Annotated in this window: 26 protein-coding genes; 9 read left to right on the top strand and 17 right to left on the bottom strand. The window is 66.9% G+C overall.

Annotated elements, in window-relative coordinates; genetic code table 11:
• Window positions 1–147: 147 nt before the first annotated feature.
• Window positions 148–564, top strand: coding sequence for a hypothetical protein (locus tag B1A78_RS22265; protein ID WP_144037750.1), 417 nt, complete (start codon window positions 148–150; stop codon window positions 562–564).
• 163 nt (window positions 565–727) lie between these two features.
• Here B1A78_RS22265 and B1A78_RS09450 read toward each other — a convergent pair whose 3' ends face one another.
• Window positions 728–1,507 (bottom strand): SDR family NAD(P)-dependent oxidoreductase, encoded by a 780-nt coding sequence (locus B1A78_RS09450; protein ID WP_083734006.1) that lies wholly within the window; start codon window positions 1,505–1,507, stop codon window positions 728–730.
• Window positions 1,508–1,519: 12 nt separating this feature from the next.
• A complete protein-coding gene (locus B1A78_RS09445) occupies window positions 1,520–2,038 on the bottom strand; it encodes a thioredoxin family protein (RefSeq protein ID WP_077146719.1) in 519 nt (172 codons plus the stop codon).
• Window positions 2,039–2,094: 56 nt separating this feature from the next.
• Between B1A78_RS09445 and B1A78_RS09440 the strand changes: the two genes are divergently transcribed.
• The 6 genes from B1A78_RS09440 to B1A78_RS09415 all read left to right on the top strand — a co-directional run bounded on the left by B1A78_RS09440 (window position 2,095) and on the right by B1A78_RS09415 (window position 8,686).
• Window positions 2,095–3,612, top strand: a complete 1,518-nt coding sequence (locus tag B1A78_RS09440; protein ID WP_077146718.1) for an acyl-CoA carboxylase subunit beta — start codon at window positions 2,095–2,097, stop codon at window positions 3,610–3,612.
• 190 nt (window positions 3,613–3,802) lie between these two features.
• Window positions 3,803–4,936 carry an acyltransferase family protein gene (locus tag B1A78_RS09435; protein ID WP_077146717.1) on the top strand — a complete coding sequence of 378 codons (1,134 nt, stop codon included), beginning with the start codon at window positions 3,803–3,805 and terminating at the stop codon, window positions 4,934–4,936.
• Window positions 4,937–4,948: 12 nt separating this feature from the next.
• Window positions 4,949–5,149, top strand: coding sequence for a hypothetical protein (locus B1A78_RS09430; protein WP_077146716.1), 201 nt, complete (start codon window positions 4,949–4,951; stop codon window positions 5,147–5,149).
• An 82-nt stretch (window positions 5,150–5,231) separates the two neighbouring features.
• A complete protein-coding gene (locus B1A78_RS09425) occupies window positions 5,232–6,338 on the top strand; it encodes a S41 family peptidase (protein ID WP_144037749.1) in 1,107 nt (368 codons plus the stop codon).
• A gap of 201 nt (window positions 6,339–6,539) precedes the next feature.
• Window positions 6,540–7,292 carry a class I SAM-dependent methyltransferase gene (locus B1A78_RS09420; RefSeq protein ID WP_077146714.1) on the top strand — a complete coding sequence of 251 codons (753 nt, stop codon included), beginning with the start codon at window positions 6,540–6,542 and terminating at the stop codon, window positions 7,290–7,292.
• A 557-nt stretch (window positions 7,293–7,849) separates the two neighbouring features.
• The gene (locus B1A78_RS09415) at window positions 7,850–8,686 is read left to right on the top strand and encodes a 23S rRNA (adenine(2030)-N(6))-methyltransferase RlmJ (protein WP_077146713.1); all 837 of its coding nucleotides are present in this window, start codon (window positions 7,850–7,852) and stop codon (window positions 8,684–8,686) included.
• Here the strand turns inward: B1A78_RS09415 and B1A78_RS09410 are convergent.
• The 10 genes from B1A78_RS09410 to ispG all read right to left on the bottom strand — a co-directional run bounded on the left by B1A78_RS09410 (window position 8,683) and on the right by ispG (window position 14,490).
• Window positions 8,683–9,003 (bottom strand): hypothetical protein, encoded by a 321-nt coding sequence (locus tag B1A78_RS09410; protein ID WP_077146712.1) that lies wholly within the window; start codon window positions 9,001–9,003, stop codon window positions 8,683–8,685. The two genes, B1A78_RS09415 and B1A78_RS09410, sit on opposite strands and share 4 nt — an antisense overlap.
• A gap of 157 nt (window positions 9,004–9,160) precedes the next feature.
• Window positions 9,161–9,640, bottom strand: coding sequence for a GNAT family N-acetyltransferase (locus B1A78_RS09405; RefSeq protein WP_077146711.1), 480 nt, complete (start codon window positions 9,638–9,640; stop codon window positions 9,161–9,163).
• A gap of 75 nt (window positions 9,641–9,715) precedes the next feature.
• Complete coding sequence (locus B1A78_RS09400) at window positions 9,716–10,468, bottom strand: hypothetical protein (protein WP_077146710.1); 753 nt, start codon at window positions 10,466–10,468, stop codon at window positions 9,716–9,718.
• On the bottom strand, window positions 10,465–10,899 hold the full coding sequence (locus tag B1A78_RS09395) for a hypothetical protein (RefSeq protein ID WP_077146709.1): 435 nt from the start codon (window positions 10,897–10,899) through the stop codon (window positions 10,465–10,467). The genes B1A78_RS09400 and B1A78_RS09395 overlap by 4 nt, the downstream gene beginning before the upstream one ends.
• Complete coding sequence (locus B1A78_RS09390; RefSeq protein ID WP_077146708.1) at window positions 10,896–11,642, bottom strand: hypothetical protein; 747 nt, start codon at window positions 11,640–11,642, stop codon at window positions 10,896–10,898. The genes B1A78_RS09395 and B1A78_RS09390 overlap by 4 nt, the downstream gene beginning before the upstream one ends.
• Entirely contained in the window at window positions 11,639–12,355 is a 717-nt protein-coding gene (locus tag B1A78_RS09385; RefSeq protein ID WP_256837549.1) for a polysaccharide deacetylase family protein, read from the bottom strand. The genes B1A78_RS09390 and B1A78_RS09385 overlap by 4 nt, the downstream gene beginning before the upstream one ends.
• A 19-nt stretch (window positions 12,356–12,374) precedes the next feature.
• Window positions 12,375–12,761, bottom strand: coding sequence for a type II toxin-antitoxin system VapC family toxin (locus tag B1A78_RS09380; protein WP_077146706.1), 387 nt, complete (start codon window positions 12,759–12,761; stop codon window positions 12,375–12,377).
• Window positions 12,758–13,018: an AbrB/MazE/SpoVT family DNA-binding domain-containing protein gene (locus B1A78_RS09375; RefSeq protein ID WP_077146705.1), complete on the bottom strand. Its 261-nt coding sequence runs from the start codon at window positions 13,016–13,018 to the stop codon at window positions 12,758–12,760. Before B1A78_RS09375 ends, B1A78_RS09380 begins: the two co-directional genes overlap by 4 nt.
• 63 nt (window positions 13,019–13,081) lie before the next feature.
• Window positions 13,082–13,342 carry a hypothetical protein gene (locus B1A78_RS09370; protein WP_256837546.1) on the bottom strand — a complete coding sequence of 87 codons (261 nt, stop codon included), beginning with the start codon at window positions 13,340–13,342 and terminating at the stop codon, window positions 13,082–13,084.
• Window positions 13,339–14,490 carry a flavodoxin-dependent (E)-4-hydroxy-3-methylbut-2-enyl-diphosphate synthase gene (gene ispG, locus B1A78_RS09365; protein ID WP_077146704.1) on the bottom strand — a complete coding sequence of 384 codons (1,152 nt, stop codon included), beginning with the start codon at window positions 14,488–14,490 and terminating at the stop codon, window positions 13,339–13,341. The genes B1A78_RS09370 and ispG overlap by 4 nt, the downstream gene beginning before the upstream one ends.
• 165 nt (window positions 14,491–14,655) lie before the next feature.
• Here ispG and B1A78_RS09360 point away from each other — a divergent pair, with 165 nt between their 5' ends.
• Both B1A78_RS09360 and B1A78_RS09355 read left to right on the top strand, forming a co-directional pair.
• Window positions 14,656–15,384, top strand: coding sequence for a TorF family putative porin (locus B1A78_RS09360; RefSeq protein WP_077146703.1), 729 nt, complete (start codon window positions 14,656–14,658; stop codon window positions 15,382–15,384).
• Window positions 15,385–15,607: 223 nt separating this feature from the next.
• A complete protein-coding gene (locus B1A78_RS09355) occupies window positions 15,608–16,339 on the top strand; it encodes a TorF family putative porin (RefSeq protein ID WP_077146702.1) in 732 nt (243 codons plus the stop codon).
• A gap of 90 nt (window positions 16,340–16,429) precedes the next feature.
• Here B1A78_RS09355 and B1A78_RS09350 read toward each other — a convergent pair whose 3' ends face one another.
• The 5 genes from B1A78_RS09350 to B1A78_RS09330 all read right to left on the bottom strand — a co-directional run.
• Window positions 16,430–17,578: an alpha-hydroxy acid oxidase gene (locus B1A78_RS09350; protein ID WP_077146701.1), complete on the bottom strand. Its 1,149-nt coding sequence runs from the start codon at window positions 17,576–17,578 to the stop codon at window positions 16,430–16,432.
• A 112-nt stretch (window positions 17,579–17,690) separates the two neighbouring features.
• The gene (locus tag B1A78_RS09345) at window positions 17,691–18,944 is read right to left on the bottom strand and encodes an FAD-dependent oxidoreductase (protein ID WP_179102018.1); all 1,254 of its coding nucleotides are present in this window, start codon (window positions 18,942–18,944) and stop codon (window positions 17,691–17,693) included.
• Entirely contained in the window at window positions 18,941–19,768 is an 828-nt protein-coding gene (locus B1A78_RS09340) for a class I mannose-6-phosphate isomerase (protein WP_077146699.1), read from the bottom strand. Before B1A78_RS09340 ends, B1A78_RS09345 begins: the two co-directional genes overlap by 4 nt.
• A 4-nt stretch (window positions 19,769–19,772) precedes the next feature.
• Window positions 19,773–21,407, bottom strand: coding sequence for an amidohydrolase (locus B1A78_RS09335; RefSeq protein ID WP_077146698.1), 1,635 nt, complete (start codon window positions 21,405–21,407; stop codon window positions 19,773–19,775).
• Between the two features lie 46 nt (window positions 21,408–21,453).
• A partial coding sequence (locus B1A78_RS09330) for an NAD(P)-dependent oxidoreductase (protein WP_077146697.1) occupies window positions 21,454–22,167 on the bottom strand: 714 nt, incomplete at its 5' end.

The following is a 22,167-nucleotide window of genomic DNA, read 5'->3' as shown; positions in this document are numbered from 1 at the left end:
TAACAGTCGCGAGATGTGGCGAGGGAATAATCTAGGAGGCAATGCCGTCTGTGGTAGCGCAGGTGAAAAGGCGAGGTAAGCTGGTAGAGGCATAGATTTTTGGTGAGATAACACCTTAATAAATAGCAAGTATAAGGCTCATGTTGGATGGAATACCCCGCGATTAATGCCCTGAACGATTTTGGAACGATTTTGTTTTCTGGTGAAAATAGAGCGTATTTTTCGCATATTGATAAAAAATTCGGTACAAATTTGAGAAACGGAATTCCTGCGTGGGAAGAGGATGATGTTCCTGACGGTGTGTATAGGAGCGACGGGTGGAATCTGATCTGTGATTACACCAGAAACATCGAATGCATGATATGCACGTCTCGACTGGACAGGATATGGATATTCGAGAGTGGAGATACTCTTAGACATGCTCTGGATAATTCTTCTGGGTTTGAATTTCACGTATTTGATAGGGGCGCAAATTTTTTGTTGGCCCACAACATGGATGATTACCTGATCGGATGGGGTGAATCAGAGAAGTGGGTCAGAGGGTTTGGGCAATGGGGGCCCTAATGATGGAATTGCGGCGATAGCTTACTTTAGGCGAAGCTGGGTTAGGGTGAGCGGCGCTTGGCGCCGCGCGAGCCCTTGGCTCGCATACCCCTCACCCAGCTATGACTAGCGAGCAAGCTCGCAAGTCTTCGCAACCCTCTCCCTCAAGGGGAGAGGGGAAGTATCACCGAAACGTCGCCATGCCCGCGCCGTCGATGTTGAGCTTCTGCCCCGAGCAATAGGGGTTGGCGTCGCTGACGAACCACAGCACCGCCGCGGCGACATCCTCGGGCAGCGAGACGCGGCCGAAGGGGAATTTGCTGTCGAGGTGGTGGATGTCGTCCTGGCCGGTGATCGCGCGCGCGAGCTTGTCGCCCATGTCGCTGACGGTCAGCGAGGGTGCGACGATGTTGACGCGGATGCCGTTCTTCATTTCTTCCTTCGCGAGCGTCAGCGCGAGCGCTTCGCCCGCCGCCTTGCCCATATTGTAGGGCGCGCCATTGGCGCTGTGGCTGAGCGTCGCGACGCTGGAAATGACGATGATGTCGCTGCGGGCGTGGGTGCGCAGCTGCGGCAGCGCGAGGCGGCTGACGCGGTGCGGGCCGAGCGCGTGGGTCGCGATGACGCGTTCGAGTTCGGCGGGGTCGGTGTCGGCGACTGTCTTGCCGCGGCTCGCGATGCCGGCGTTGTTGATGAGGATCGACATCGGGCCGAAGTCGGCCTCGATCCCCGCGACCATCGCGGCACAGGCGTCCTCGTCGGTGACCGACGCCTGATACGCCTTCGCCTTGCGCCCCAGCGCTTCGATGTCGGCGACGGTCGCGGCGGCGGCATCGGCGTCGCGGGTGTAGTTCACCGCGATGTCGGCGCCGGCCTTTGCCAGCGTGAGCGCGATGCCGCGGCCGATGCCGCGCGAGGCGCCGGTGACGAGCGCGGTGCGCCCCGCAAGGTTCATCCCGGTCATGTCTCTCTCCCTTTATTGCATCAATTCGGTCTGGATCTCTTGCATGTTGCGGCTCGCGGCGTTGCGCCATTTGGGCGCCGCCTTGCGGTTGAGCACATGGCCGCGCGCGTCGAGGATCGCGACGGTCGGGGTGCCCTTGATCTTTTTGAAGCCGAAGCGCGCCGGCACCTCGGGGTTCTCGCCGCGCCCGACCTGCGGCATGCCGATGTCGACGAAGACGATATGGTAGCGGGCTGCGAGCGTCGCGGCGAGGTCGGCGCTGGTCACCGCATTGGCGAACCACGCGCTGTCGTGGCAGTCGTTCGACCCCATCACGAGCAGCACGCGCTTGCCCGACTGGCGCGCGGCGGCGAGCGCGGAATCGACGGCGGCCATCGCGTCGGCCGCGGGATCGAAGGCCGTGGTTTCATAGGGTTGCTCGACCCCGGGGATGTTGCGCAGCGGGGCATCCTCGCTCGCCGCAACGGGCGCCAGCGGGAGCAGCAGGGCGGCGAAGGCGAGAGCAAGAGCGGGGGCGATTGGGCGCGTCATGCACCGACGATAGGTTTTGCATGACGTTTCCGTCAACGTAAGATAGCCTTCCGCCCATGAGCTGGAAAAAAGAAGTCGAAGAGCTTGGGCTCCGCCGCGCGATGGCCGAGAAGATGGGCGGGGAAGAAAAGGTCGCGCGCCAGCATGGGCGCGGCAAGATGGACGCGCGGGCGCGGCTCGCGGCGATCGTCGACCCCGGCAGCTTTCGCGAGATCGGCAAGATCGCGGGGCGCGGGCGCTATGGCGCGGACGGCGAACTCGAGGATCTGGCGGCGTCGAACTTCATCTTCGGGCGCGCCAATGTGGACGGGCGGCCGGTGGTCGCCAGTGCCGACGATTTCACCGTGCGCGGCGGCGCGGCCGATGCGGCGCTGCACCGGAAGTTCGTCCAGTGCGAGGCGATGGCGCATGAATATCGCCTGCCGCTGATCCGCATGATCGACGGCACCGGCGGCGGCGGGTCGGTCAAGACGCTGGAGGATATGGGCTATACCTATATCCCCGCGGTGCCCGGCTGGGACCAGATCATCGCCAATCTCGACACCGTGCCGGTGGTCGCGCTCGCGCTCGGGCCGACGGCGGGGCTGGGCGCGGCGCGGGTGGTGGCGAGCCATTACAGCATCATGGTGCGCGGGCTGTCGCAATTGTTCGCGGCGGGGCCGGCGGTCGCGGCGGCAATCGGCGATACGCTCGATCGCGAGGAGCTGGGCGGGGTCGATGTCCATACGCGCAACGGCGTGGTCGACGACGAGGTGGCGAGCGAGGCCGAGGCCTTTGCGGCGGCGCGGCGGTTCCTGTCGTACCTGCCCTCGTCGATCCACGAGCGCGCGGCGCGGACCGAATGCCGCGACCCGGTCGGGCGGCGCGAGGAGAGCCTGCTCTCGGTCGTGCCGCGCGAGGCGAAGATGGTCTATTCGATGCGGCGCATCGCGAATGCGGTGTTCGACCAGGGCAGCTTTTTCGAGATGGGCGCGCGCTGGGGACGGGCGGTAATCACCGCCTTTGCGCGGCTCGACGGTTATCCGGTCGCGGTGCTCGCGAGCGACCCCTCGTTCCTCGGCGGGTCGTGGGATGCGAAGACGAGCGAGAAGGCCGAGCGTTTCGTGAAGATGGCCGACCAGTTCCGGCTGCCGATCGTGCATCTGGTCGACAATCCGGGCTTCATGATCGGCGGCGAGGCCGAAAGGACGGGGACGATCCGTTACGGAGTGCAGGCGATGAACGCGATCTATCGCGCATCGGTGCCGCTGGCGTCGGTGGTGGTGCGGCGCGCTTACGGGATCGCCGGGAGCGCGATGTCGAACGCCGAGCGCTTCCAGTACCGCTTCGCCTGGCCGTCGGGCGACTGGGGCAGCCTGCCGATCGAGGGCGGGGTCGAGGTCGCGTACAAGAGCGAGCTCGAGGCGGCCGAGGACCCGGCGGCGCATCTCGAAGCGATCCGTGCGCGGCTGAACCGGGTGCGATCGCCGTTCCGGACCGCGGAGAAATATGGCGTCGAGGATATCATCGACCCGCGCGATACGCGGCCTTTGCTGTGCGAGTTCGCCGAGCTGGCGTGGCGGGTGTTGAAGTAGGCAAGGACTCCCTTACCCCCTCCCGCAGGCGGGAGGGGAGCGAGACTTACGAACTTGTTCGTTAGTCGCAGCGGGGTGGGCCTTTGACGCGCCGTTGCCAGCCCACCCCACTGCGGCTAGCCAGCAAGCTGGCAAGCCTCGTTGCCCCTCCCGCCTGCGGGAGGGGAGGAGAACGGGTAAGGGGACCGGCATGACCGCGCAACGCCATTACGGGATGGACTGGCTCCGCATCGGGGCGTTCGCGCTGCTGATCCTCTATCATATCGGCATGTATTTCGTGCCGTGGGGCTGGCATGTGAAGATCGCCGCGCCGCTCGACTGGGTGGCGATCCCGATGCTGGCGACGAACAGCTGGCGGCTGGCCTTGCTGTTCCTCGTGTCGGGCTATGCGAGCGCGGCGCTGTTCGCGAAGCTCGGCGGGCCGAGCGGGTTCGCGAAGTCGCGGAGCGCGCGGCTGCTGATCCCCTTGCTGTTCGGCATGATCGTGATCATCCCGCCGCAGCCGTGGATCGACCTTGCGGGCCAGCATGGCTACCGCCATGGCTTCCTGCATTTCTGGCTGCACGATTATTTCGGCTTCCAGTTCATCGACGGCATCGCGCTGCCGACGTGGCAGCATCTGTGGTTCGTCGTTTACCTGTGGGTCTATACGATGCTCGCGGCGTTGCTGCTGGCGCTGATCCCCGCGAATGCGCGGGCGCGGATCGCCGATGGCGCGGCGCGGCTGCTCGGCGGGTGGCGGTTGCTCGCCGTGCCCGCCCTGTGGTGGATCCTGCTCTACCTCGCCTTTCCCGAGCATGACGAGACGCACGGGCTGTTCGACGACGGGCCGTCGCATCTTCATTATCTCGCCGCCTTCGGCATCGGCTGGCTGCTGCGCGTGCGGCCGATCCTGTTCGAGGCGGTGGCGCGATGGTGGAAGGTCGCGCTGATCGTCGGGCTGATCGCGTTCGTCCCCGTCGCGTGGATCGAGGCGACCTGGCCCGGCGACACGGTCGCACCCGACTGGGTGTTCCTGCCCTATCATGTCGCGCGCCACATCAACGGCTGGCTGGTGATCGTCGCGCTGGTCGGGATCGCCGACGCCAAGTGGAACCGCGACCACCCCAAGCGCGCGATGCTCGCCGAGGCGGTCTTCCCTTTCTACATCATCCACCAGACGATCATCGTCGTGGTCGGCTGGTGGCTGCTCAAGGGACAGGTCGCGGCGCTGCCCTCCTTCCTGATCCTGCTCGCGGCGACCGTCATCGGATGCTGGCTTTTCTATGCGATCGGGCGCAGCATCGGCTGGCTGCGGCCGCTGATCGGACTGCAGCGAAAATAGGGGAGAGCGAAGATGGGGGCAGTGAAGGGCTTGATCGCGGTCGTCGGGATCGCGGCGATCATGATGGGCGGGCTGTGGATATTGCAGGGACTCGACATCGTGCGCTGGCCGGCGAGCAGCTTCATGCTCGGCGACACGACCTGGACGCGCAACGGCACCGTGCTCGCGGTCGTCGGGATTTTCCTTATCTGGTACGCGCGCAAGAAGCCGTAAGAGCTGTCGACTACAAATGTAGTTGATCTGTATTGACGATGTGATACACCTTCGTCCGACCGGGGTTGGATTGGAGATCAAAATGATGTGTTCGCGCCGCCTTTTGCCTGCCCTGCTGCTGGCCGCCGCCTTGCCGTTCGCCGCACCGTCGTCGGCGCAAGCTGCCGACGAGGCCGCCCCCGTCAGCGCGAACGCGGTCGCCGAGGCCTATGCCGCGCTGCTCGCGCGCGACTATGTCTATCCCGCGACGGGCGAGCGTTACGCCGCTGCGATCCGCGCCGCGATCAAGGCGGGCCGCTATGCGCCGCTGACCGGCGAGGAACTCGGCCGCGCGATCGACGCCGATATCAATGCCGTGTCGCCCGACGGGCATCTGCGGTTGCGCACGCCGCTCGCCGCGCCGCCGGCGGGGGCCGCGCCGGGCGCGCCCGCGCCGACGCCGCGCCCGAAGAAGGTGCCGGTCGAGCAGCCGGGTTGGATCGCGCCGGGCATCGCCTTCGTGCGCTTCAACGTCTTTCCCGACGATGCCGCGGTGACCGCCGAGGCGGCGAAATTCATGGCCGACCATGCCGATGCCCAGGCGATCATCTTCGACATCCGTACGCACAATGGCGGCGGGCTTTCGCAGATGGACGTGATCTTTCCCTGGCTGTTCGGCCAGGAAACGCGGCTGGTGACGATGGCGACGCGCGCCTCGGTCGATGCGCGCGGCGGATCGCCGATCGACGGGGTGCCGTCGATGCGGCCGGTCGCGGGCGATACGGGCATGGTGACGCGCGAACATTGGGCGACGCCCAATGCCGACGCGCGGCTGCGCGATGCGAAAGTCTATGTGCTCACCTCGGGCGCGAGCGCGTCGGCGGCCGAGCATTTCGCGCTCGCGATGAAGCATACGGGGCGCGGCGTGCTGGTCGGCGATCCCACGGCGGGCGCCAATCATTTCGGCTTCGGCGAGGATCTGGGCGGCGGTTATGGCGCCTTCATCCCGGTCGGACGCACCTATGATCCGGCGACCGGCAAGGATTGGGAGGGCACCGGCGTGCTGCCCGATATCGCGGTTCCGCCGGCACAGGCGCTCGAACGCGCGCTGACCGAGCTCGGCATCGACGCCGCCGAGGCGAAGCGGCTGTCCGACGCACACAAGCCGAGCTGGCCGATGGAGCGGCGGCGGCCCAAGCCCGCGGGCTGACGCCGCACCCCGATTTGCCGCATCGATCCCGCGCCGTTGGTGCGATCCGCCGCGCCGTTCGTCCGTTCGTCGGCGCGGCAAGTGTGTTGATAGAATAACACACATCGGGCCGGCATAAATTCTCTAGGCCGCGCGTGCATCCAATCAGCGGATAGCCGGCGTCTAGCTGCTGTCATCTGTCGCCACAAAGGGAGGAATATCATGTCGCGTCCGGCACTGCTTCGCAGCACCAGCTATTTTTTCGCCGCCTTCGGGATCGCCGTCGCGGGGGTCGCGGTCGCGCTTCCCGTCACGCCGGCTCAGGCGCAGGTCGCCGCCGTCGAGCCCGGCCGTCCCGCCGCCGACAAGGCGCAGGACGTCAACCGCAAGCCCGGGATGATGGTCAAGTTCGCGCGCATCAAGCGCGGCGATACCGTCGTCGAGATCCTGCCCGGCGAAGGCTATTTCACGCGCATCTTTTCGAACGCAGTCGGGCCGAAGGGCAAGGTCTATGCGACCGAACTGCGCGCGTCCGAGGGCGCGAAGGCGATCGCCGCCGAACCCGGACGCGGCAATGTCGAGGCCTATGCCGGCAAGCCCGGCGACATCGCGCCCGCCGGGGTCGCCGACGTCGTCTGGACCTCGCGCAACTATCATGACCTCAAAGGGCCGAAGGTGCCCGCCGACACCGCCGAGCAGGTCAACAAGGCGGCGTTCGCGGCGCTCAAGCCCGGCGGCTATTATGTCGTGCTCGACCATAGCGCGGCGGCGGGATCGGGGCTGCGCGACGTCGACACGCTGCACCGCATCGACGCCGAGGCGGTGAAGGCCGAAGTGCTTGCGGCGGGCTTCGTCTTCGAGGGCGCGAGCCCGATGCTGGTCAACAAGGCCGACGCGCACACGCTGCCGGTGTTCGACGATGCGATCAAGGGCAGGACCGACCAGTTCGTGCTGCGGTTCAAAAAGCCGGGTTGAGCGGTTTCGGGCATAGATCCTCCCTGTAGCGAAGCCATGGGGAGGTGGCAGCGGCGTAGCCGCTGACGGAGGGGCTATGACGCGCCGTTGCAGCCCCTCCACCCCTCGCTTCGCGACGGTCCCGTCGGCGCTGCGCGTCGTCTGCGACTCCCCCATCGCGTCGCGACCGGGAGGACCGGCACGAAACGACCGATCCAGGCCATTCGACATCGAGCGGGTGCTGGTCCGCTACCGACAGATGCGGACGTCGAAGCGCCGCGGTTTCTGCTAATGCGGTGTTATATGAATTTTCGCCCGCCATCGGGCGACCGGGCGCTTTGCGGCAATGGCGATCGCATCGGGCTCCTTGACGATCGAACATTCCCGTGCCGGCGGGAGGCGTGTGTCTCCGCCGCTGGTGACGATCGCCGACGCGGGCTTGCGGCCTTGCGCAGAATGTTTTGAAGCTTTCCGCCTGACTCTATACGGGCACCGGATTGGTTGCTTCCATCGCCTCGTGCCCGGCCTTCGCGCCCGGTCGTGCGTGCAGAGGCAAATCGCCGGGATTTTGAACTACGATGAATTATCGCCATAGCTTTCATGCCGGCAACAGCGCCGATGTCGTAAAGCACAGCCTGCTGATCGCGCTTTTGCGGGCCTTGCAGCAAAAACCGGGCGCGCTGACCCTGATCGACACCCATGCCGGTTGCGGGCTGTACGACCTTGGCGGCGATGAGGCCCAACGCACCGGCGAGGCCATGCAGGGGGTGCTGCGGGCCTTTGCCGACGCGAACCCCTTGCTCGACGACTATCGCGCCGCCGTACAGGCGGTGAATGCGGGGGCCGAGCCGCGTCTCTACCCCGGATCGCCGCGATTTCTGGCGCAGCTTCTGCGCCCGCAGGATTTTCTGATCCTGAACGAGAAACATCCCGAAGATGTTTATGCCCTGCGCGGCGCGATGCGCGACACATCCGCCGCGGTGCATCAGCGCGACGCCTACGAGCTTTGGCTCGCGCTGTTGCCGACACGCACCGCGCGCGGCGTCGTGGTGGTCGACCCGCCGTACGAGCAGACCGACGAACGCGCCCGTATCACGTCCACCCTCGCCGCCGCGCATCGCAAATGGGCGCATGGCGTGACGGTGATCTGGTATCCGCTCAAGGACCGCGCCACGCATGTGCGGTGGAAGCAGCAGTTGCGGAAACTCGGCATCCCGAAGTTTCTGGTGGTCGAGCACTGGCTGTACGACAGCGATCAGCCCGACATTTATAACGGCGCGGGCCTTTTCATCGTCAATCCGCCCTACGCCTTCACCCAGGCGCTGCCGCCCCTGCTGGAGGCCCTGCGCGCCGCGCTGGCGCCGGAGGGGCATCGGGGAGAGATCGGGGCCGACTGGTTGGACGATCGCGCCTAGTCGCCGTTGGCATCGACCATGAAGACCGTCGGCTTGCCGCGCGAAGCCGGGTCCCATCCTGCAGCCAATGCCGCTCGCACCCCTCGCGCGGCGATCGCGTCGTTGATGTGCGAACGCCCTTTCGGCAGTCCTTTCAACAGGCGCTTTGGTGTCGGAAATTCCAGCACGGCTTCGCGCGGCATGTCTCGCTGGCGCAAGGCGACCGTCATGCCCTTCCAGCCATCGGAAGAGGACAGTTGGGGCTCGCTCAGGAGCTCCCAGTCATATTCGGCACCATCGATCTGGACGGTGCCGCCGCGGCCGTGCATGTGAACCATAGGATGCTCTTAGCATGTCGGGCGCTTCGCTCCAGCCGGTTCACATCAAGAATCGGCGACCGGACCGTTTAGCGGCCAAGACAGTCGTTCCGCGGGAGCGACGGTTTCGGGAATGTCCGCTTCGCACCCCAAGGCGGGCGCGCTGCGGCTTTTGCGTCTATTGCCCCGCGAGCGTCGTCAGCGCATCGCCGTCGACGCGCATCACGGTCCATTCGTCCATCAGCTTGGCGCCGAGGCTCTGGTAGAAGCCGATCGACGGGGTGTTCCAGTCGAGCACCCACCATTCGAGCCGCGCGCAGTCGCGTTCGACGCAGAGCTTGGCGAGATGCGCGAGCAGCGCCTTGCCGAGCCCCGATCCGCGCGCGTCGGGGCGCACGAACAGATCCTCGAGATAGATGCCGGGCTTGCCCTCGAAGGTCGAGAAATTGTGGAAGAACAGCGCGAAGCCCTGCGGGGCGCCGTCGATCTCGCCGATCAAGACCTCGGCATAGGGGCGGGCGCCGAAGAGGCGGTCGCCGAGCACCGCCTCGTCGAAGCGGACTTCGTGCGCGAGCTTTTCATAATCGGCGAGGTCGCGGATGAACTGCGCGATCAGCGGCAGGTCGGCGCGCGTGGCGGGGCGGATGGCGAGGGTCATCCATCCCCTGTGTCGGCCCCGCGCGCGCCTGTCAAATGGCCCGGCCGCCGGAGCCGTCGCGGCGCCCTTCGGCGATCAGTCGCTCCCGGCCTTGGCCCGCGAGATGATCGCGGCAGCGGTGTCGCGCGCGGCACGGTCGAAGGGCGACCCGTCGCCCGGCATCGGCATATCGGAAAGCGCGTCATAGGGCGTCGATGGGCCGAGGGGCATGACCGTCTCGATCGTTTCGCCCGGCGGCGCATAGGCGGTCCAGCCGGGCGGCACCCCGATGCCGATGCTGCGCCGGTAGCGGGCATGTTCGCACGCGACCTGATCGTCGGTCAGGTCGTCGCGCGACAGGTCGATGGCGGTTTCGGCAAAGGCCGCGCATGTCCGGGTATAGGCCGCGTCATCCGACGCGAGCCGTTCGATTTCGCCCGAGACGCGCGCTTTGGCGCGGTCGGCGCAGGCGGTGGCGAGGGCGGGGTCGCGGTCGGCATCGATCCTTGCGGCGCAGCGCGGCTCGAGCGCGGGCGGGTCCGCCAGCAGCGCTTCGACCGCGGCGTCGGTCCGCTCGGCCTCGACCAGCATGCAACCGAGGTCGATGTCGAGATCGGCGGCGCGGGCGGCTTCCGCAGCGGTTCCCTGACAGAGGAGGGCGAAAGCGCGATCGTCGGCGCCGAGCTGCCGCGCAAGATGATCGACGAGCAGGACGCCGAAACTGCTGCAAACCTCTTTCAGCCCCGCATCGCGCTCGTCCCATGAGGTGGTGCGGCATCGCTCGGCGGTGGCCGCATCATAGGCCGGGACGGGAGCGGCGAGGAGGAGCGCGGCGAGCGAGGCGATCATGCGCCGCTGCGCCCGATGCGTCCGCGGCCTGCAAGGATCGCGAGCGCGATGCCGACGAGTGCGGGCTGGCCGATCACCGCGGGGGCGTCGGCCCAGAAGGTTGCGGGGCCGCAGATGCCGGCCATCACCTCATAGACATGGAGCGCGCCGTGGAGCGCGAGCCACAGTCCGCCGACGCAGGCGGCGCGCCAGCGGCGGGCGGGGGCGAGCATCGCGTAAAAGAGGATCAGCCCCGAACCGATATAGGCGAGACCGATGTCGCGGATGAAATGCTGGTTCGGCGGCCCGGTGGTGACGACGGTGGGCACGAAGACATACCAGTCGAGCGGCTTCGCGAGCATGAAGGCGCCATTGGCGACGGTGGTGACGGCGGCGATCAGCAGCAGCAGTTGGACGAGGCGGTCGAGCGCATCGGGCTTTGCGGCGGTCATGGCGCGATACTCCGGTGGAAGCGGTCGTAGGCGATGAACATCGCCGCGCCGACCGAGGAGGCCATCAGCCCGACGACCAGGCTGTCGAAGACCATCAGCGCCCAGACGAGCGCACCCGGCGCGCCGAGCGCCCAGCGGTGGTTCATGCCGTGGAGCCACGACAGCGGGGCGAAGAGCAAAGGCAGCATCAGGGCGAGGAGGAGCAGCCAGGGCCAGCTTTTGGCGATCAGCGCCTTCATCGGGGTGGCGCGGTCGCCGAACAGGCCGGCGAGCATCACGAACAGATAGGGGAGCGAAAGCAGGCTGGCGATCACGATCAGCGCGAGCGGCGCCTTGTGCCCGGTCAGCGGCTCGATCAGTTCGGTGACCGATCCGATCGCCATGAACAGGAGGAAGCCGACGATCAGCCGGACCCACGCGAGCCGCCGGATGTCGTACCAGCGCCCGCCATGTGCGCGGCACCACCAGAAGCGCGCCGAGGCGATGAAGGTCAGGACGAGCCCGGCGATCTTCACATAGCCGAAGCCCATGCGCAGCGGATCGTTGCCGGCGAGCTTCGCGGCAGCGACGCTGTCGAACATGCCGAGTTGGATCTCCGCGACATGCTGCACGAATTCGGGGACGACGACGAGCGCGACGACGGCGGGGCCGATCCAGAAGAGGCTGACGCTGCGCGTCAGATAGTCGCCGATGGCCGAGAGGATGGAGCGGAGGACGATCATCGCGCGCGCGGCGGCACTCATTCGGGCTTCTCCCTTTTCAGCAATTCGCCGACGGTGACGATGCGATAGCCCTTGGCCGCGAGGCCGTCGAGGATCAGCGGCACCGCGGCGCGCTCGACCCGGTTGCCGCGGTACATCGGGTGGACGAGGATGATCGACCCCGGCCGTGCGCGCGCCACGATGTCGCGGGCATAGGCCGCCGGCGTCGGGTGGCGCCCGACGTCGTCGGCGACGTCCCAGGTGATGCTGCGATAGCCCTGCTGCTCGACGGCGAGCGGCAGGCCGAACAGGCGGCGGCCATAGGGTGGGCGGAACAGGACCGGACGGGCGACGCCGGCGGCACGCAGCAGCGCGTCGGTGCGCGCTATCTCGGCGCGGTAATGCGCCTGCGAGCGGCCGACCATATGCCCGTGCGACCAGCTGTGGTTGCCGAGTTCGTGCCCCGCCGCGACCAGCCGCTTCGCCTGTTCGGGATAGCGCTCCATCTTGCTGCCGATGAGGAAGAAGGTTGCATGGACGCGGCGCCTGGCGAGTTCGTCGATGACCGCATCGACCCCCTCGGGCGTCGGGCCGTCGTCGAAGGAGAGCGCGACGATTTTTTCGTCGGTTTCGACGCGGCAAGTGACCGCGCCGACCATCTGCCAGCAGGGCAGCTTGCTGATCCGCCAGAGCGCGAGCGCGGTGGCGAGGAGGAGCAGGATGGCGAGGATGGCGATCCGGAGCGGTTTTCGCAATGCTGCGCGCCGCGGCATGTCAGCGGATCAACCTTATGTCGACATCGACCAGCGCGCTGGCTTCGGCCATCCGGCGGTCGGCGGTCAGGATCGGCAGGGCAAGCCGTTGCCCCAGCGCGAGGCATGTCCGGTCGCCGAGCGAAAGGCCGAGTCGTTTGGTGGGTTGCCGCAGGAGGGCCGCACGTTCGGCCTGCTCGGCATCAAAGTCATGAATGTTGAGTTCGAGCCGTCGGATCTGTCGCAGAGCGTCTTGCGCCGTCACATCATATTCGATCAGCTTGACCAATGTCTCGCTCATGTTGACGGTCGCCAGATGGGCGTCGCTCAGGTGATCGGCAACGATATCCCAACCTTTTTCGGTCAGCACGACTGCAAGGACGGCCGACGCGTCGAGGACGACCGTCACGGCCTGCGATCTTCGGCGGCGGCCTCCGCCCGCCGTTCGGCGATGAGTTCGTCGACCAGCGATCCCTCGTGCGGACGGATCAGCCTGCGAACTTCGGCCTGGATTTCCCGCAGGACCTGCTGCGAGGTCTTGATAACGAGGCTGTTCCCGTCGCGTTCAATGACCAGCCGATCGCCGTCCTTGAATCCCAGTTCGCGGCGAAGGTCCGCGGGGATGACGATCTTGCCGCCCTTGATGAGTTTCGCGTGGTGGGTCATGGCGAACTCCTTAGGTCTTGAATCCTATCATAGGACCCAGAGTTCGGCAATGGTCGTGCAGGATCAGCTCCGATCCTCGCCGAGCCGGACGATCCGGCCGACCTCGAGCTCGTCGATGCGCAGCTTGCGGATGCGCGCCTTGCCGATCCTGAGCCGGCCGATGGCGAGCGCGCCGACCGCGACGGCGCCGAGCGCAAAGGCGCCGATCGCAAGCGCGGCGACATGGCCCGCGCCGAGTGCGGCGGCGCCGGTCGCGCTGGCGCCGGTGGCGGCCGCTTTTCTAGCGACCGGGGGTTCGATGACGATGTCGCTCTTCGCCGTCACGCGGCCTTGCCGTGGAGCGTGTCCATGCTCACCGCGCTGCCCGCGTCGATCTCGGCGGCCTTGGCTTCGACGAGCTTGACGACATGCGCGATCATGTCGGCGTCGGCGACATGGTGGTCGGTGACGCCCGAGAGATAGACCATATGCTTGCCGTTGCCGCCGCCGGTGATGCCGATGTCGGTCTCGCGCGCTTCGCCGGGGCCGTTGACGACGCAGCCGAGGACCGAGAGCGACATCGGGGTCTTGATGTGGCTCAAGGCATCCTCAAGCGCCTGGACGGTGCGGATGACGTCGAAACCCTGGCGCGCGCAGCTGGGGCAGGAGACGACGCGGACGCCGCGGGTGCGGAGGCCGAGCGACTTCAGGATTTCATAGCCGACGCGGACTTCCTCCTCGGGTTCGGCCGAGAGGCTGACGCGGATCGTGTCGCCGATGCCGGCCCAGAGGAGGTTGCCGATGCCGAGCGCCGATTTGACGGTGCCGCCGATGAGGCCGCCCGCCTCGGTAATGCCGAGGTGGAGCGGGCAGTCGACCGCGTCGGCGAGCTGCATGTACGACGCGACCGCGAGGAAGACGTCGCTCGCCTTCACCGCGACCTTATATTCGTGGAAGTCGTGATCCTGGAGCAGCTTGATATGGTCGAGCGCGCTCTCGGTCAGCGCCTCGGGGCAGGGCTCGCCATATTTTTCGAGCAGATCCTTTTCGAGGCTGCCGGCGTTGACGCCGATGCGGATCGCGCAGCCATTCGCCTTGGCGGCGCGGACGACCTCGCCGACGCGCTCCGATGAACCGATATTGCCGGGGTTGATGCGCAGGCACGCGGCGCCGGCGTCGGCGGCTTCGAGCGCGCGCTTATAGTGGAAATGGATGTCGGCGATGATCGGAATGCGCGCGGCGCGGACGATCTTCCCCAATGCGGCGGTCGAATCGGTGTCGGGGCACGAGACGCGGATCAGGTCGGCGCCGGCCTCCTCGCAGCGGCGGATCTGGTCGATCGTCGCGACGGCATCCGACGTCAGCGTGTTGGTCATCGTCTGGACGCTGATCGGCGCGTCGCCGCCGACGGGGACGGTGCCGACCATGATCTGGCGGCTGGTGCGCCGCGCGATGTCGCGCCAGGGGCGCAGGCCGGGATTGTGATCGCTCATTCTTCGGGTCCTCGGGAGAGTTGCTGTCCCTTTAGAGCAGGATTGTGGCGGGATGAAGCCTAGTCTTCATCGTCGCCCTCGCGAAGGCGGGGGCGACGGGACAGGGTTGCATCGCTCGACTCAGGCGGCCAAGGTCGCGCTCCCCCCAGCACCCAAGGATCCTCCATGCTTCGCCTGCTTGCCGTCCCGGCGCTCCTGTTCGCCGTCCCTGCCGCCGCGCAGGATATCGCCGACCCGCCGTCGGGGTCGCTGTCGGTGTCGGGCGGCGTCGAGCTGGTGTCGGACTATCGCTTTCGCGGGCTGTCGCTGTCCGACCATGATGTCGCGGTCCAGCCGACGATCACGGTCAGCCACGACAGCGGCTTCTACCTCGGCGCCTGGGGGTCGAACATCGACATCGGGCCCGCGGGCGGCGACGTCGAAGTCGACATCTATGGCGGTTACGAGACCGAGATCGCCTCGGGCACGCGGCTCGACGTCGGGTTCACCTATTATGCCTATCCCGACGCCGACGACGCCTTCGGGGCGAGCGATTATGGCGAGGCGACGGCGCGATTGTCCTATATGCTGGGGCCGGTCGAGGCGACGGGCAGCGTCGCTTACGCCTGGGACCAGGCGGCGCTTGGCGATGCCGACAATCTCTATCTGCGGCTCGGGCTGTCGTCGGGCATCCCGAACACCCCGGTGACGCTGAAGGCGGGCATCGGGCACAGCGACGGCGCGCTTGCGCCCGGCGGCGATTATCGCGACTGGTCGCTCGGCGGCACCGCGACCTTCGGCCGCTTCACGCTGGGGCTGAAATATGTCGACACCGATGTACGCAAGACCGGGGTAAAGGCGATCGACCGCCGCTATGATGCGACCGTCGTCGCGTCGCTGGGGCTGAGCTTCTGATCCAGCGTGTAACTTTGTTTCGGATGAAACCGTTTCGGCGCAAGGTAATTGTTGCATAATTGTCACAGCGGTCCCTTTTAAGACAGGTGTCGCGATTTTTTCGATTGTGCGGCGCAGCAACATGGCCAAAAGGGAGCCTCGCATGAGAGGACTGGCCCAAGACAGAGGCCGGCCATCAGGCAGCAGGCAGGGACGATCCGTTTTTTAATTTGGGGATCTGTCCATGAAGAAACTCTCTCGCGCATGCCTCGGCATGCTTCTCGCCGCCGTTGCGGTTCCGCAGGCCGCTTACGCCCAGGAAGAAGAAGACACCGACGGCATCACCATCACCGGTGGCGCGACGGTCGTCAGCGACTATCGTTTCCGCGGCTTCAGCCAGTCGAACGAAGAAGCGGCCATCCAGGGCACCTTCACGATCGCGCATGACAGCGGGCTGTACCTCGGCACTTGGGGTTCGAGCATCGGCTTCAACAACGGCACCGAAATCGACGTCTATGCCGGCTATTCGACCGAACTGACCCCCGGCCTGGTCGGCGACATCGGCGCGACCCTCTATCTCTATCCCGGCGTCAGCAACACGACCGTGATCGAACCCTATGCGTCGCTGACCGGCACCGTCGGCCCGGCGTCGATCAAGGGCGGCGTCGCCTGGGCTCCGGGCGGCCAGGATTCGCTCGGCGATGCCAGCGGCATCTACCTCTACAGCGACGTCGGTGTCGCCATCCCCGATACTCCGATCAAGCTGAAGGCGCATCTCGGCTATGCCAAGAGCGACAGCTTCCTCGGCGGTCTCGACGGCGAAGTCTTCGACTATTCGGTCGGCGTCGACTTCACCTGGAAGGTGCTCACGCTCGGCATCTCCTACGTCAACACCGACGCACCGAAGACCCTCGGCTACAAGGAAGCCGTGGGCGCCGACGGTGCGGTCCTCTTCTCGCTCGGCGCCGCTTTCTGACGCCCTGCGCGGAGGCGGCCTCTGGGGGGAGGCCGCCTCCCATTTCTCTGTTATCCCAAAGGAAGGGTCGGCGTTCGTCGGCCCTTTTTCTTACCGCCAGCGCAGATTGTGGGGGCCGAGGTCGGCGAGGCTTTTCGCGCCCATCAGCTTCATGCCGCGCTCGATTTCGGCGCGGAGCAGGGCGACCGCGCGGGTGACGCCCTCCTCGCCCGCAGCGGCGAGCGCGTAGAGATAGAGGCGGCCGCCCGAGCAGGCCTTGGCGCCGACCGACAGCGCCTTCAGCACATGGGTGCCGCGCGTGATGCCGCCGTCGCAGATCACCTCGACCTTGTCGCCGACCGCGTCGACGATTTCGGCGAGCGCATCGAAGGGGGAGCGGCTGCCGTCGAGCTGGCGCCCGCCATGGTTCGACACCATGATCGCACTGGCGCCGATGTCGACCGCGCGGCGCGCGTCCTCGACCGCGACGATGCCTTTCAGGCAGAAGGGGCCGCTCCACTGCTTGCGGATCGCCTCGGCGCGCTTCCAGTCGAGGCTCTGGTCGAGCATCGAGGTGAAATATTCGGCGACCGACTTGGGAACGCTCGACCCTTCGGAGACATGCGTCGCGAGGTTCGGCAGGCTGAATTTCTCGCGGAGCAGATAGTTGAGCCCCCAGCCGGGCTTGATCGCGTAGCTTAGCATATTGCCCGCGGTGAAGCGCGGCGGCGAGGTGAAGCCCGAGCGCAGGCAGCGTTCGCGATTGCCGCCGACTATTGTATCAACAGTGAGTGCGACCGCGTCGAATTTCGCATCGCGCGCGGCGTCGAGCATCGCCTTGTTGAGGCCTTCGTCATGATGGACATAGAGCTGAAACAGCTTGGGACCATCGGTGAGCGCGCCCGCCTCGGCAAGGCTGATCGTCGCGAGGCTCGAGATGCCGGCGACGGTGCCGGTGTTCGCGGCGGCGCGCAGCACCGCGCGCTCGCCCTGCCAGTGGAAGAGGCGCTGGAGCGCGGTCGGCGAAAGAAAGAGCGGCATCGCGATCTCGCGCCCGAACAGCGTCGTGCGCATGTCGATGCTCTCGACCCCCGCGAGCACGCGCGGGATGAGGTCGCAGTCGTCGAAGGCGGCGCGGTTGCGGCGGCGGGTGACCTCGTCGTCGGCGGCGCCGTCGATATAGTCGAACACCGGCCAGGGCAGGCGGCGTTTCGCGAGCGCGCGGAAATCGTCGATATTGTGGCAGTCGGTGAGTTTCATCTTTTACATTTCCGTTCGTGTCGAGCGAAGTCGAGACACGTGAGGTCATGCACGAACGCAGCGTGTCTCGACTTCGCTCGACACGAACGGGGAAGGGTGGTTCGATTTTTCACTAGAAAACAGTCCGCGCCGCCACGGTCCCCTTGCTCGCAAAGCTGAAGCGCGGTTCGATGGGCAGATTTTCGTCGAGGATGTGCGCGGCGACGCGCTTGCCGACCGCGGGGCCGTTCTTGAAGCCGTGCCCCGAGCCGCCGCCGACGAGCCAGACATGCTGCTGGCCGGGGAAGCGGTCGATCAGATAGTCGCCGTTCGAGCTGTTCTCATATTGGCAGACGCGCCCGCCGACGAGCGGGGCGTTGGCGAGGCCGGGGAAGCGGCGCGCGACATAGGCGCGCGCCTCGGCGATGCCGGCGGGGGTGAGCGCGCGCTCCTGCGTGTCGGGGTCGACCACCGGGCCGTGGACGTCGATCGCGATCTTGAACCCCGCGCCTTCGAGGTCGGGGATGCCATAGACGATACGGCCGTTGTTGAAATCGGCCCAGACCGGCAGGTTCGGCGGCGCGAAGCGCGTGTCGCCCTGCGGCGCGCCGAAATGATAGACCTCCTGCCGCGTCGCGACGATCCTGTTCATCAGCTGCTGCGGGAAGAGTTCGGCGAGCCAGGGGCCGCAGGCATAGACGAGATGGTCGGCGGTGCCGCCGTCGGGCAAGGTGTGGCGCTGGATCTTCTTTGACAGCAGCGGCGCGGGCATGACGACGGGTTCGACCGCGATCTGCGCGTCGGCGATCACCTCCTGCACTCCGCGCGCGGCGATCAGCGCACCGGTCTCGGTCTCGAGGATGCCGGTCTCGCCCTGGTAGAACTGGATCTGGCGATATTTGTTCTGGAGCCAGCTGACGTCGCCATGTTCGTGACCGATGCGGTTCGCCTGCAGCCAGGCGAGCGATTGCTGCGTGTAACTGTCGCCTTGCAGCGCGAACCAGAGGACGCCGGTGTTGTGGAAGATCGGCGCGCTCGCGCTGTCCGAAAGCTCTTTCCAATAGGGCAAGGATTCGCGCGCCATGTTCGAATAGATGGTGTCGGCGCCATAGCCCATGCGGATGACGCGGCTCTCGCCCGCCGACGAGGCGCGCGCGTTGGCGGCGCCATAGGCGTCGAACAGCCGCACCGATTTGCCCGCGCGCAGCAGATGCCAGGCGGTCCAGGCACCGAAGACGCCGGCGCCGATCACCGCGACGTCGACATGCTGGACGGTGGGCTTGGCATCCTTGCGCTTCTTTGAGCGGCGTTCCTTGCGTTCGGCGGCGGCCGCTGCGGCGACGGGGAGCGCGGCGAGGCCGGTGAGCAGGGCGCGGCGCGTCGTCATGTTGTTGCCCCCATCGACCATGCGATCAGCGCGCGGCCCTGACCGCCGAGGCCGGCCAAGCCCGCCGCGTCGCCGAGTAGCCAGCATTCGCCGGGTTGCCAGGCCTGGCCGTCGATCCAGCCCCCGCCGTCGACCGGGATGAACCAGACGGGTCCCGCTGCGCCGAGATCGGGGAGTGCCGCGAAATCCTCGCTATGCGCGTCGATCAGCGTGAATTTGGGACCATCGACGAGACGGTCGATGCCGACCGCGATCGGCGTGCGGAGATTGGCGGTGAGATAGGGGCCGGCCTCGGCACAGGTCATCGCCTCGTCCAAGTGCAGTTCGCGCGGGCGCCCATAGTCGTAGAGGCGATAGGTGATGTCGGCATATTGCTGCACCTCGATCAGCGTCAGCCCGCCGCCGATCGCGTGAATCGTGCCGGGGGTGACGTGGAAATGATCGCCGGGGGCGATGGGCTTCCAGTCGATGAGGGTTTCGATGCTGCCGTCGAGCGCCGCGGCGCGGAGCGCTGCGGGCGACACGCGCTGTTCGAGGCCGAGGCCGATGACGGCGTCGTCGTCGGCGTCGAGGATCAGCCAGGCCTCTTCCTTGCCCTGCCGCGCCCCCACCGAATGCGCCTGCGCGTCGTCGGGGTGGACCTGCACCGACAAGGCTTCGCAGGTGAAGAGATATTTGACGAGCAGCGCGGGCTCGGCGCTGCCCGCAGGGAGTTCGAACCAGATTTCGCCGATCCGCTCGCCGCCCGCGTCAAAAAGCGGGCCGATGTCGTCGCGGCCCCAGGGCTTGGCGACGCGGCGCGGGATCAGGCGGGTCGCCGTCACGCGGTCAATTGCCCTTCTTGTAATAACGATAGCCGCCGATCCAGGTTTCGAGCGGGACCATGCGGCGGATCTCGTCGGGGCTGGCGAGCATCGGGTCGCTGTCGACGATCAGGAAGTCGGCGCGCATGCCCGGCATCAGCGTGCCGATGCGGTCCTCGGCAAAGCCCGCGAAGGCCGCGGTGCGCGTGAAGCCGTCGAGCGCGGTTTCGCGGTTCACCGCTTCCTCGGGGCGCCAGCCGCCGAAGGGCTGGCCGCTCGCGTCGGTGCGCGAGATGGCGGCGGCCAGCCCCGCGAAGGGATTGGCGCTTTCGACCGGGACGTCGGAGCCGAAGGCGAGGCGCGCGCCGGCGGTCTGGAGGCTGCGCCAGGCATAGGCGCCCTTCAGCCGCTCGGGGCCGAGCCGCGCCTCGGCCATCAGCCGGTCGCTCGTCTGGTGGACCGGCTGCATCGAGGCGATGACCTTCAATTGCGCGAAGCGTGGGATATCGGCGGGGTCGATGATCTGCGCATGTTCGATGCGCCAGCGGCGCTCGCCCGGAAGGTCGGCGTTGAGGTCGGTAATCGCGTCGAGCGCCTCGGCATTGGCGGCGTCGCCGATCGCATGGATCGCGACCTGAAACTTGTCCATCGAGGCGCGCACCATCTTGTTGCGCAGCTGCGCCGGGGTGAGCAGCGGCAGGCCCTTCTGCCCCGGGGCGTCGGCATAAGGCGCCTTGAGCCACGCGCCGCGCGAACCGAGCGCGCCGTCGAGATAGAGTTTCACCCCGACCATGCGCAGCTTGTCGTCATAGAGCCAGGGGGTCGGTTCGCCGCCCGCGATCAGCGCCATATTGTCGATGTCGCCGCCATAGCTGAGGATCCGGATCGCGAGCTGTTTCTTGTCGCCGGCGCGGCGATAGGCCTGCCATTCCTCGATCGTCGTGCCCATGTCGGCGATCGCGGTGATCCCCTGCGAGAGCAGTTTCTGCTGCGCGAGATAGAGCGCACGGTCGACGTCGCGTGCCAGCGGCCTGGGCTTGGCCTTGTCGACGAGGCTCATCGCGGCGTCGACGAAGACCCCGCTCGGCTTGCCGCCGGCCATTTCGATGCGGCCGCCCTCGGGCGACTTGCTGGTCGCGCCGATCTGCGCCGCATTCATCGCCGCGGTGTTCGCCCAGCCGGCATGGCCGTCGACGCGTTCGAGCCATACCGCGCGGCCGGGGACGACGGCGTCGAGGTCCGCGGCGGTCGGGAAGCGGCCGAGGCCCCATTTCTCCTGGTTCCAGCCGCGTCCGATGATCCACGGCATTTCGGGATTGTCGGCGGCATATTTGGCGATTGCCGCCTGCGCCTCGGCGAGCGAATTGGTGTCGCTGAGGTCGAGCAGCATCAGCGAGAAGCCGAGCCCCATGACATGGCCGTGCGCGTCGATCAGCCCGGGGATCAGCGTCTTGCCCTTGCCGTCCTCCTTGAAGTCGGGGCGTTCGGGGCGCTTGTCCTTGCGGTCGAGCAGTTCCTTGACCTTGCCGTCGCTGCCGATGACGAGCCCGGTGAAGCGGACGAGCTTGCCGTCCTTGTCGAGCGTGATGCCGTTGACATTGTCGACGAGCGTGTCGGCATGCGCGGGGGCGGCGAGGGTCAGGGCGGCGAGTATCAGCAATCCCCTCCCGCATGCGGGAGGGGGTGGTTGCGGTCGATGGCGTTCTTCACTTTGGCAATCTCGTGATCAGCGAGCTGGTGTCGCGGCGGCCGCCACCCAGTTTCTGGACGTCGGCGTAGAATTGGTCGACGAGGCTGGCGACGGGAAGCGTCGCGCCGTTGACGCGTGCTTCCTCGAGCGCGAGGCCGAGGTCCTTGCGCATCCAGTCGACCGCGAAGCCGAAGTCGAATTCGTCCTTTGCCATACTGTTCCAGCGGTTGAGCATCTGCCAGCTCGCCGCGGCGCCGCCCGACACCGCCTCGAACACCTTGTCGGTGTCGAGCCGTGAGGCCTGCGCAAAGCGCAGCGCTTCGGAGAGGCCCTGGATCACCCCGGCGATCGCGATCTGGTTGACCATCTTGGTCGTCTGGCCCGCGCCGGGGCCGCCGATATGGACGATGCGCGCGGCATAGGCCTGCATCACCGGCGCCGCGGCCTCGAACGCCGCCTTCTTGCCGCCGCACATGATCGAGAGCGTGCCGTTCTGCGCGCCGGCTTCGCCGCCCGAGACGGGAGCGTCGACGACGAGCAGGCCAGGCTCCTCGGCCTCGACCGACAATTGGCGTGCGATGCGCGCCGAAACGGTGGTGTGGTCGATGAACAGCGCGCCCCGCTTCATCGAACGGAAGGCGCCGTCGCGGCCGAGCGCGACCTGGCCGAGATCGTCGTCGTTGCCGACGCAGGTGATGACGACATCGGCGCCGTCGGCGGCCTCGGCGGG

The organism is Sphingopyxis sp. KK2 (assembly GCF_001990265.1).
Lineage (GTDB): Bacteria > Pseudomonadota > Alphaproteobacteria > Sphingomonadales > Sphingomonadaceae > Sphingopyxis.
The sequence above is the reverse complement of the archived record's forward strand: the minus strand, read 5'-3'. Positions and strand labels throughout refer to the sequence as shown.

What these genes read in the sequence shown, in the direction of transcription:
- B1A78_RS09375 (WP_077146705.1), bottom strand. Translation starts at nt 13,018, where the DNA reads ATGACCCACCACGCGAAACTCATCAAGGGCGGCAAGATCGTCATCCCC.
- B1A78_RS09420 (WP_077146714.1), top strand. Translation starts at nt 6,540, where the DNA reads ATGTCGCGTCCGGCACTGCTTCGCAGCACCAGCTATTTTTTCGCCGCC.
- B1A78_RS09390 (WP_077146708.1), bottom strand. Translation starts at nt 11,642, where the DNA reads ATGAGTGCCGCCGCGCGCGCGATGATCGTCCTCCGCTCCATCCTCTCG.
- B1A78_RS09445 (WP_077146719.1), bottom strand. Translation starts at nt 2,038, where the DNA reads ATGACGCGCCCAATCGCCCCCGCTCTTGCTCTCGCCTTCGCCGCCCTG.
- B1A78_RS09345 (WP_179102018.1), bottom strand. Translation starts at nt 18,944, where the DNA reads ATGACGACGCGCCGCGCCCTGCTCACCGGCCTCGCCGCGCTCCCCGTC.
- ispG (WP_077146704.1), bottom strand. Translation starts at nt 14,490, where the DNA reads ATGAGCGATCACAATCCCGGCCTGCGCCCCTGGCGCGACATCGCGCGG.
- B1A78_RS09400 (WP_077146710.1), bottom strand. Translation starts at nt 10,468, where the DNA reads ATGATCGCCTCGCTCGCCGCGCTCCTCCTCGCCGCTCCCGTCCCGGCC.
- B1A78_RS09425 (WP_144037749.1), top strand. Translation starts at nt 5,232, where the DNA reads ATGATGTGTTCGCGCCGCCTTTTGCCTGCCCTGCTGCTGGCCGCCGCC.
- B1A78_RS09360 (WP_077146703.1), top strand. Translation starts at nt 14,656, where the DNA reads ATGCTTCGCCTGCTTGCCGTCCCGGCGCTCCTGTTCGCCGTCCCTGCC.
- B1A78_RS09405 (WP_077146711.1), bottom strand. Translation starts at nt 9,640, where the DNA reads ATGACCCTCGCCATCCGCCCCGCCACGCGCGCCGACCTGCCGCTGATC.
- B1A78_RS09440 (WP_077146718.1), top strand. Translation starts at nt 2,095, where the DNA reads ATGAGCTGGAAAAAAGAAGTCGAAGAGCTTGGGCTCCGCCGCGCGATG.
- B1A78_RS09355 (WP_077146702.1), top strand. Translation starts at nt 15,608, where the DNA reads ATGAAGAAACTCTCTCGCGCATGCCTCGGCATGCTTCTCGCCGCCGTT.
- B1A78_RS09415 (WP_077146713.1), top strand. Translation starts at nt 7,850, where the DNA reads ATGAATTATCGCCATAGCTTTCATGCCGGCAACAGCGCCGATGTCGTA.
- B1A78_RS09430 (WP_077146716.1), top strand. Translation starts at nt 4,949, where the DNA reads ATGGGGGCAGTGAAGGGCTTGATCGCGGTCGTCGGGATCGCGGCGATC.
- B1A78_RS09450 (WP_083734006.1), bottom strand. Translation starts at nt 1,507, where the DNA reads ATGACCGGGATGAACCTTGCGGGGCGCACCGCGCTCGTCACCGGCGCC.
- B1A78_RS22265 (WP_144037750.1), top strand. Translation starts at nt 148, where the DNA reads ATGGAATACCCCGCGATTAATGCCCTGAACGATTTTGGAACGATTTTG.
- B1A78_RS09395 (WP_077146709.1), bottom strand. Translation starts at nt 10,899, where the DNA reads ATGACCGCCGCAAAGCCCGATGCGCTCGACCGCCTCGTCCAACTGCTG.
- B1A78_RS09435 (WP_077146717.1), top strand. Translation starts at nt 3,803, where the DNA reads ATGACCGCGCAACGCCATTACGGGATGGACTGGCTCCGCATCGGGGCG.
- B1A78_RS09350 (WP_077146701.1), bottom strand. Translation starts at nt 17,578, where the DNA reads ATGAAACTCACCGACTGCCACAATATCGACGATTTCCGCGCGCTCGCG.
- B1A78_RS09410 (WP_077146712.1), bottom strand. Translation starts at nt 9,003, where the DNA reads ATGGTTCACATGCACGGCCGCGGCGGCACCGTCCAGATCGATGGTGCC.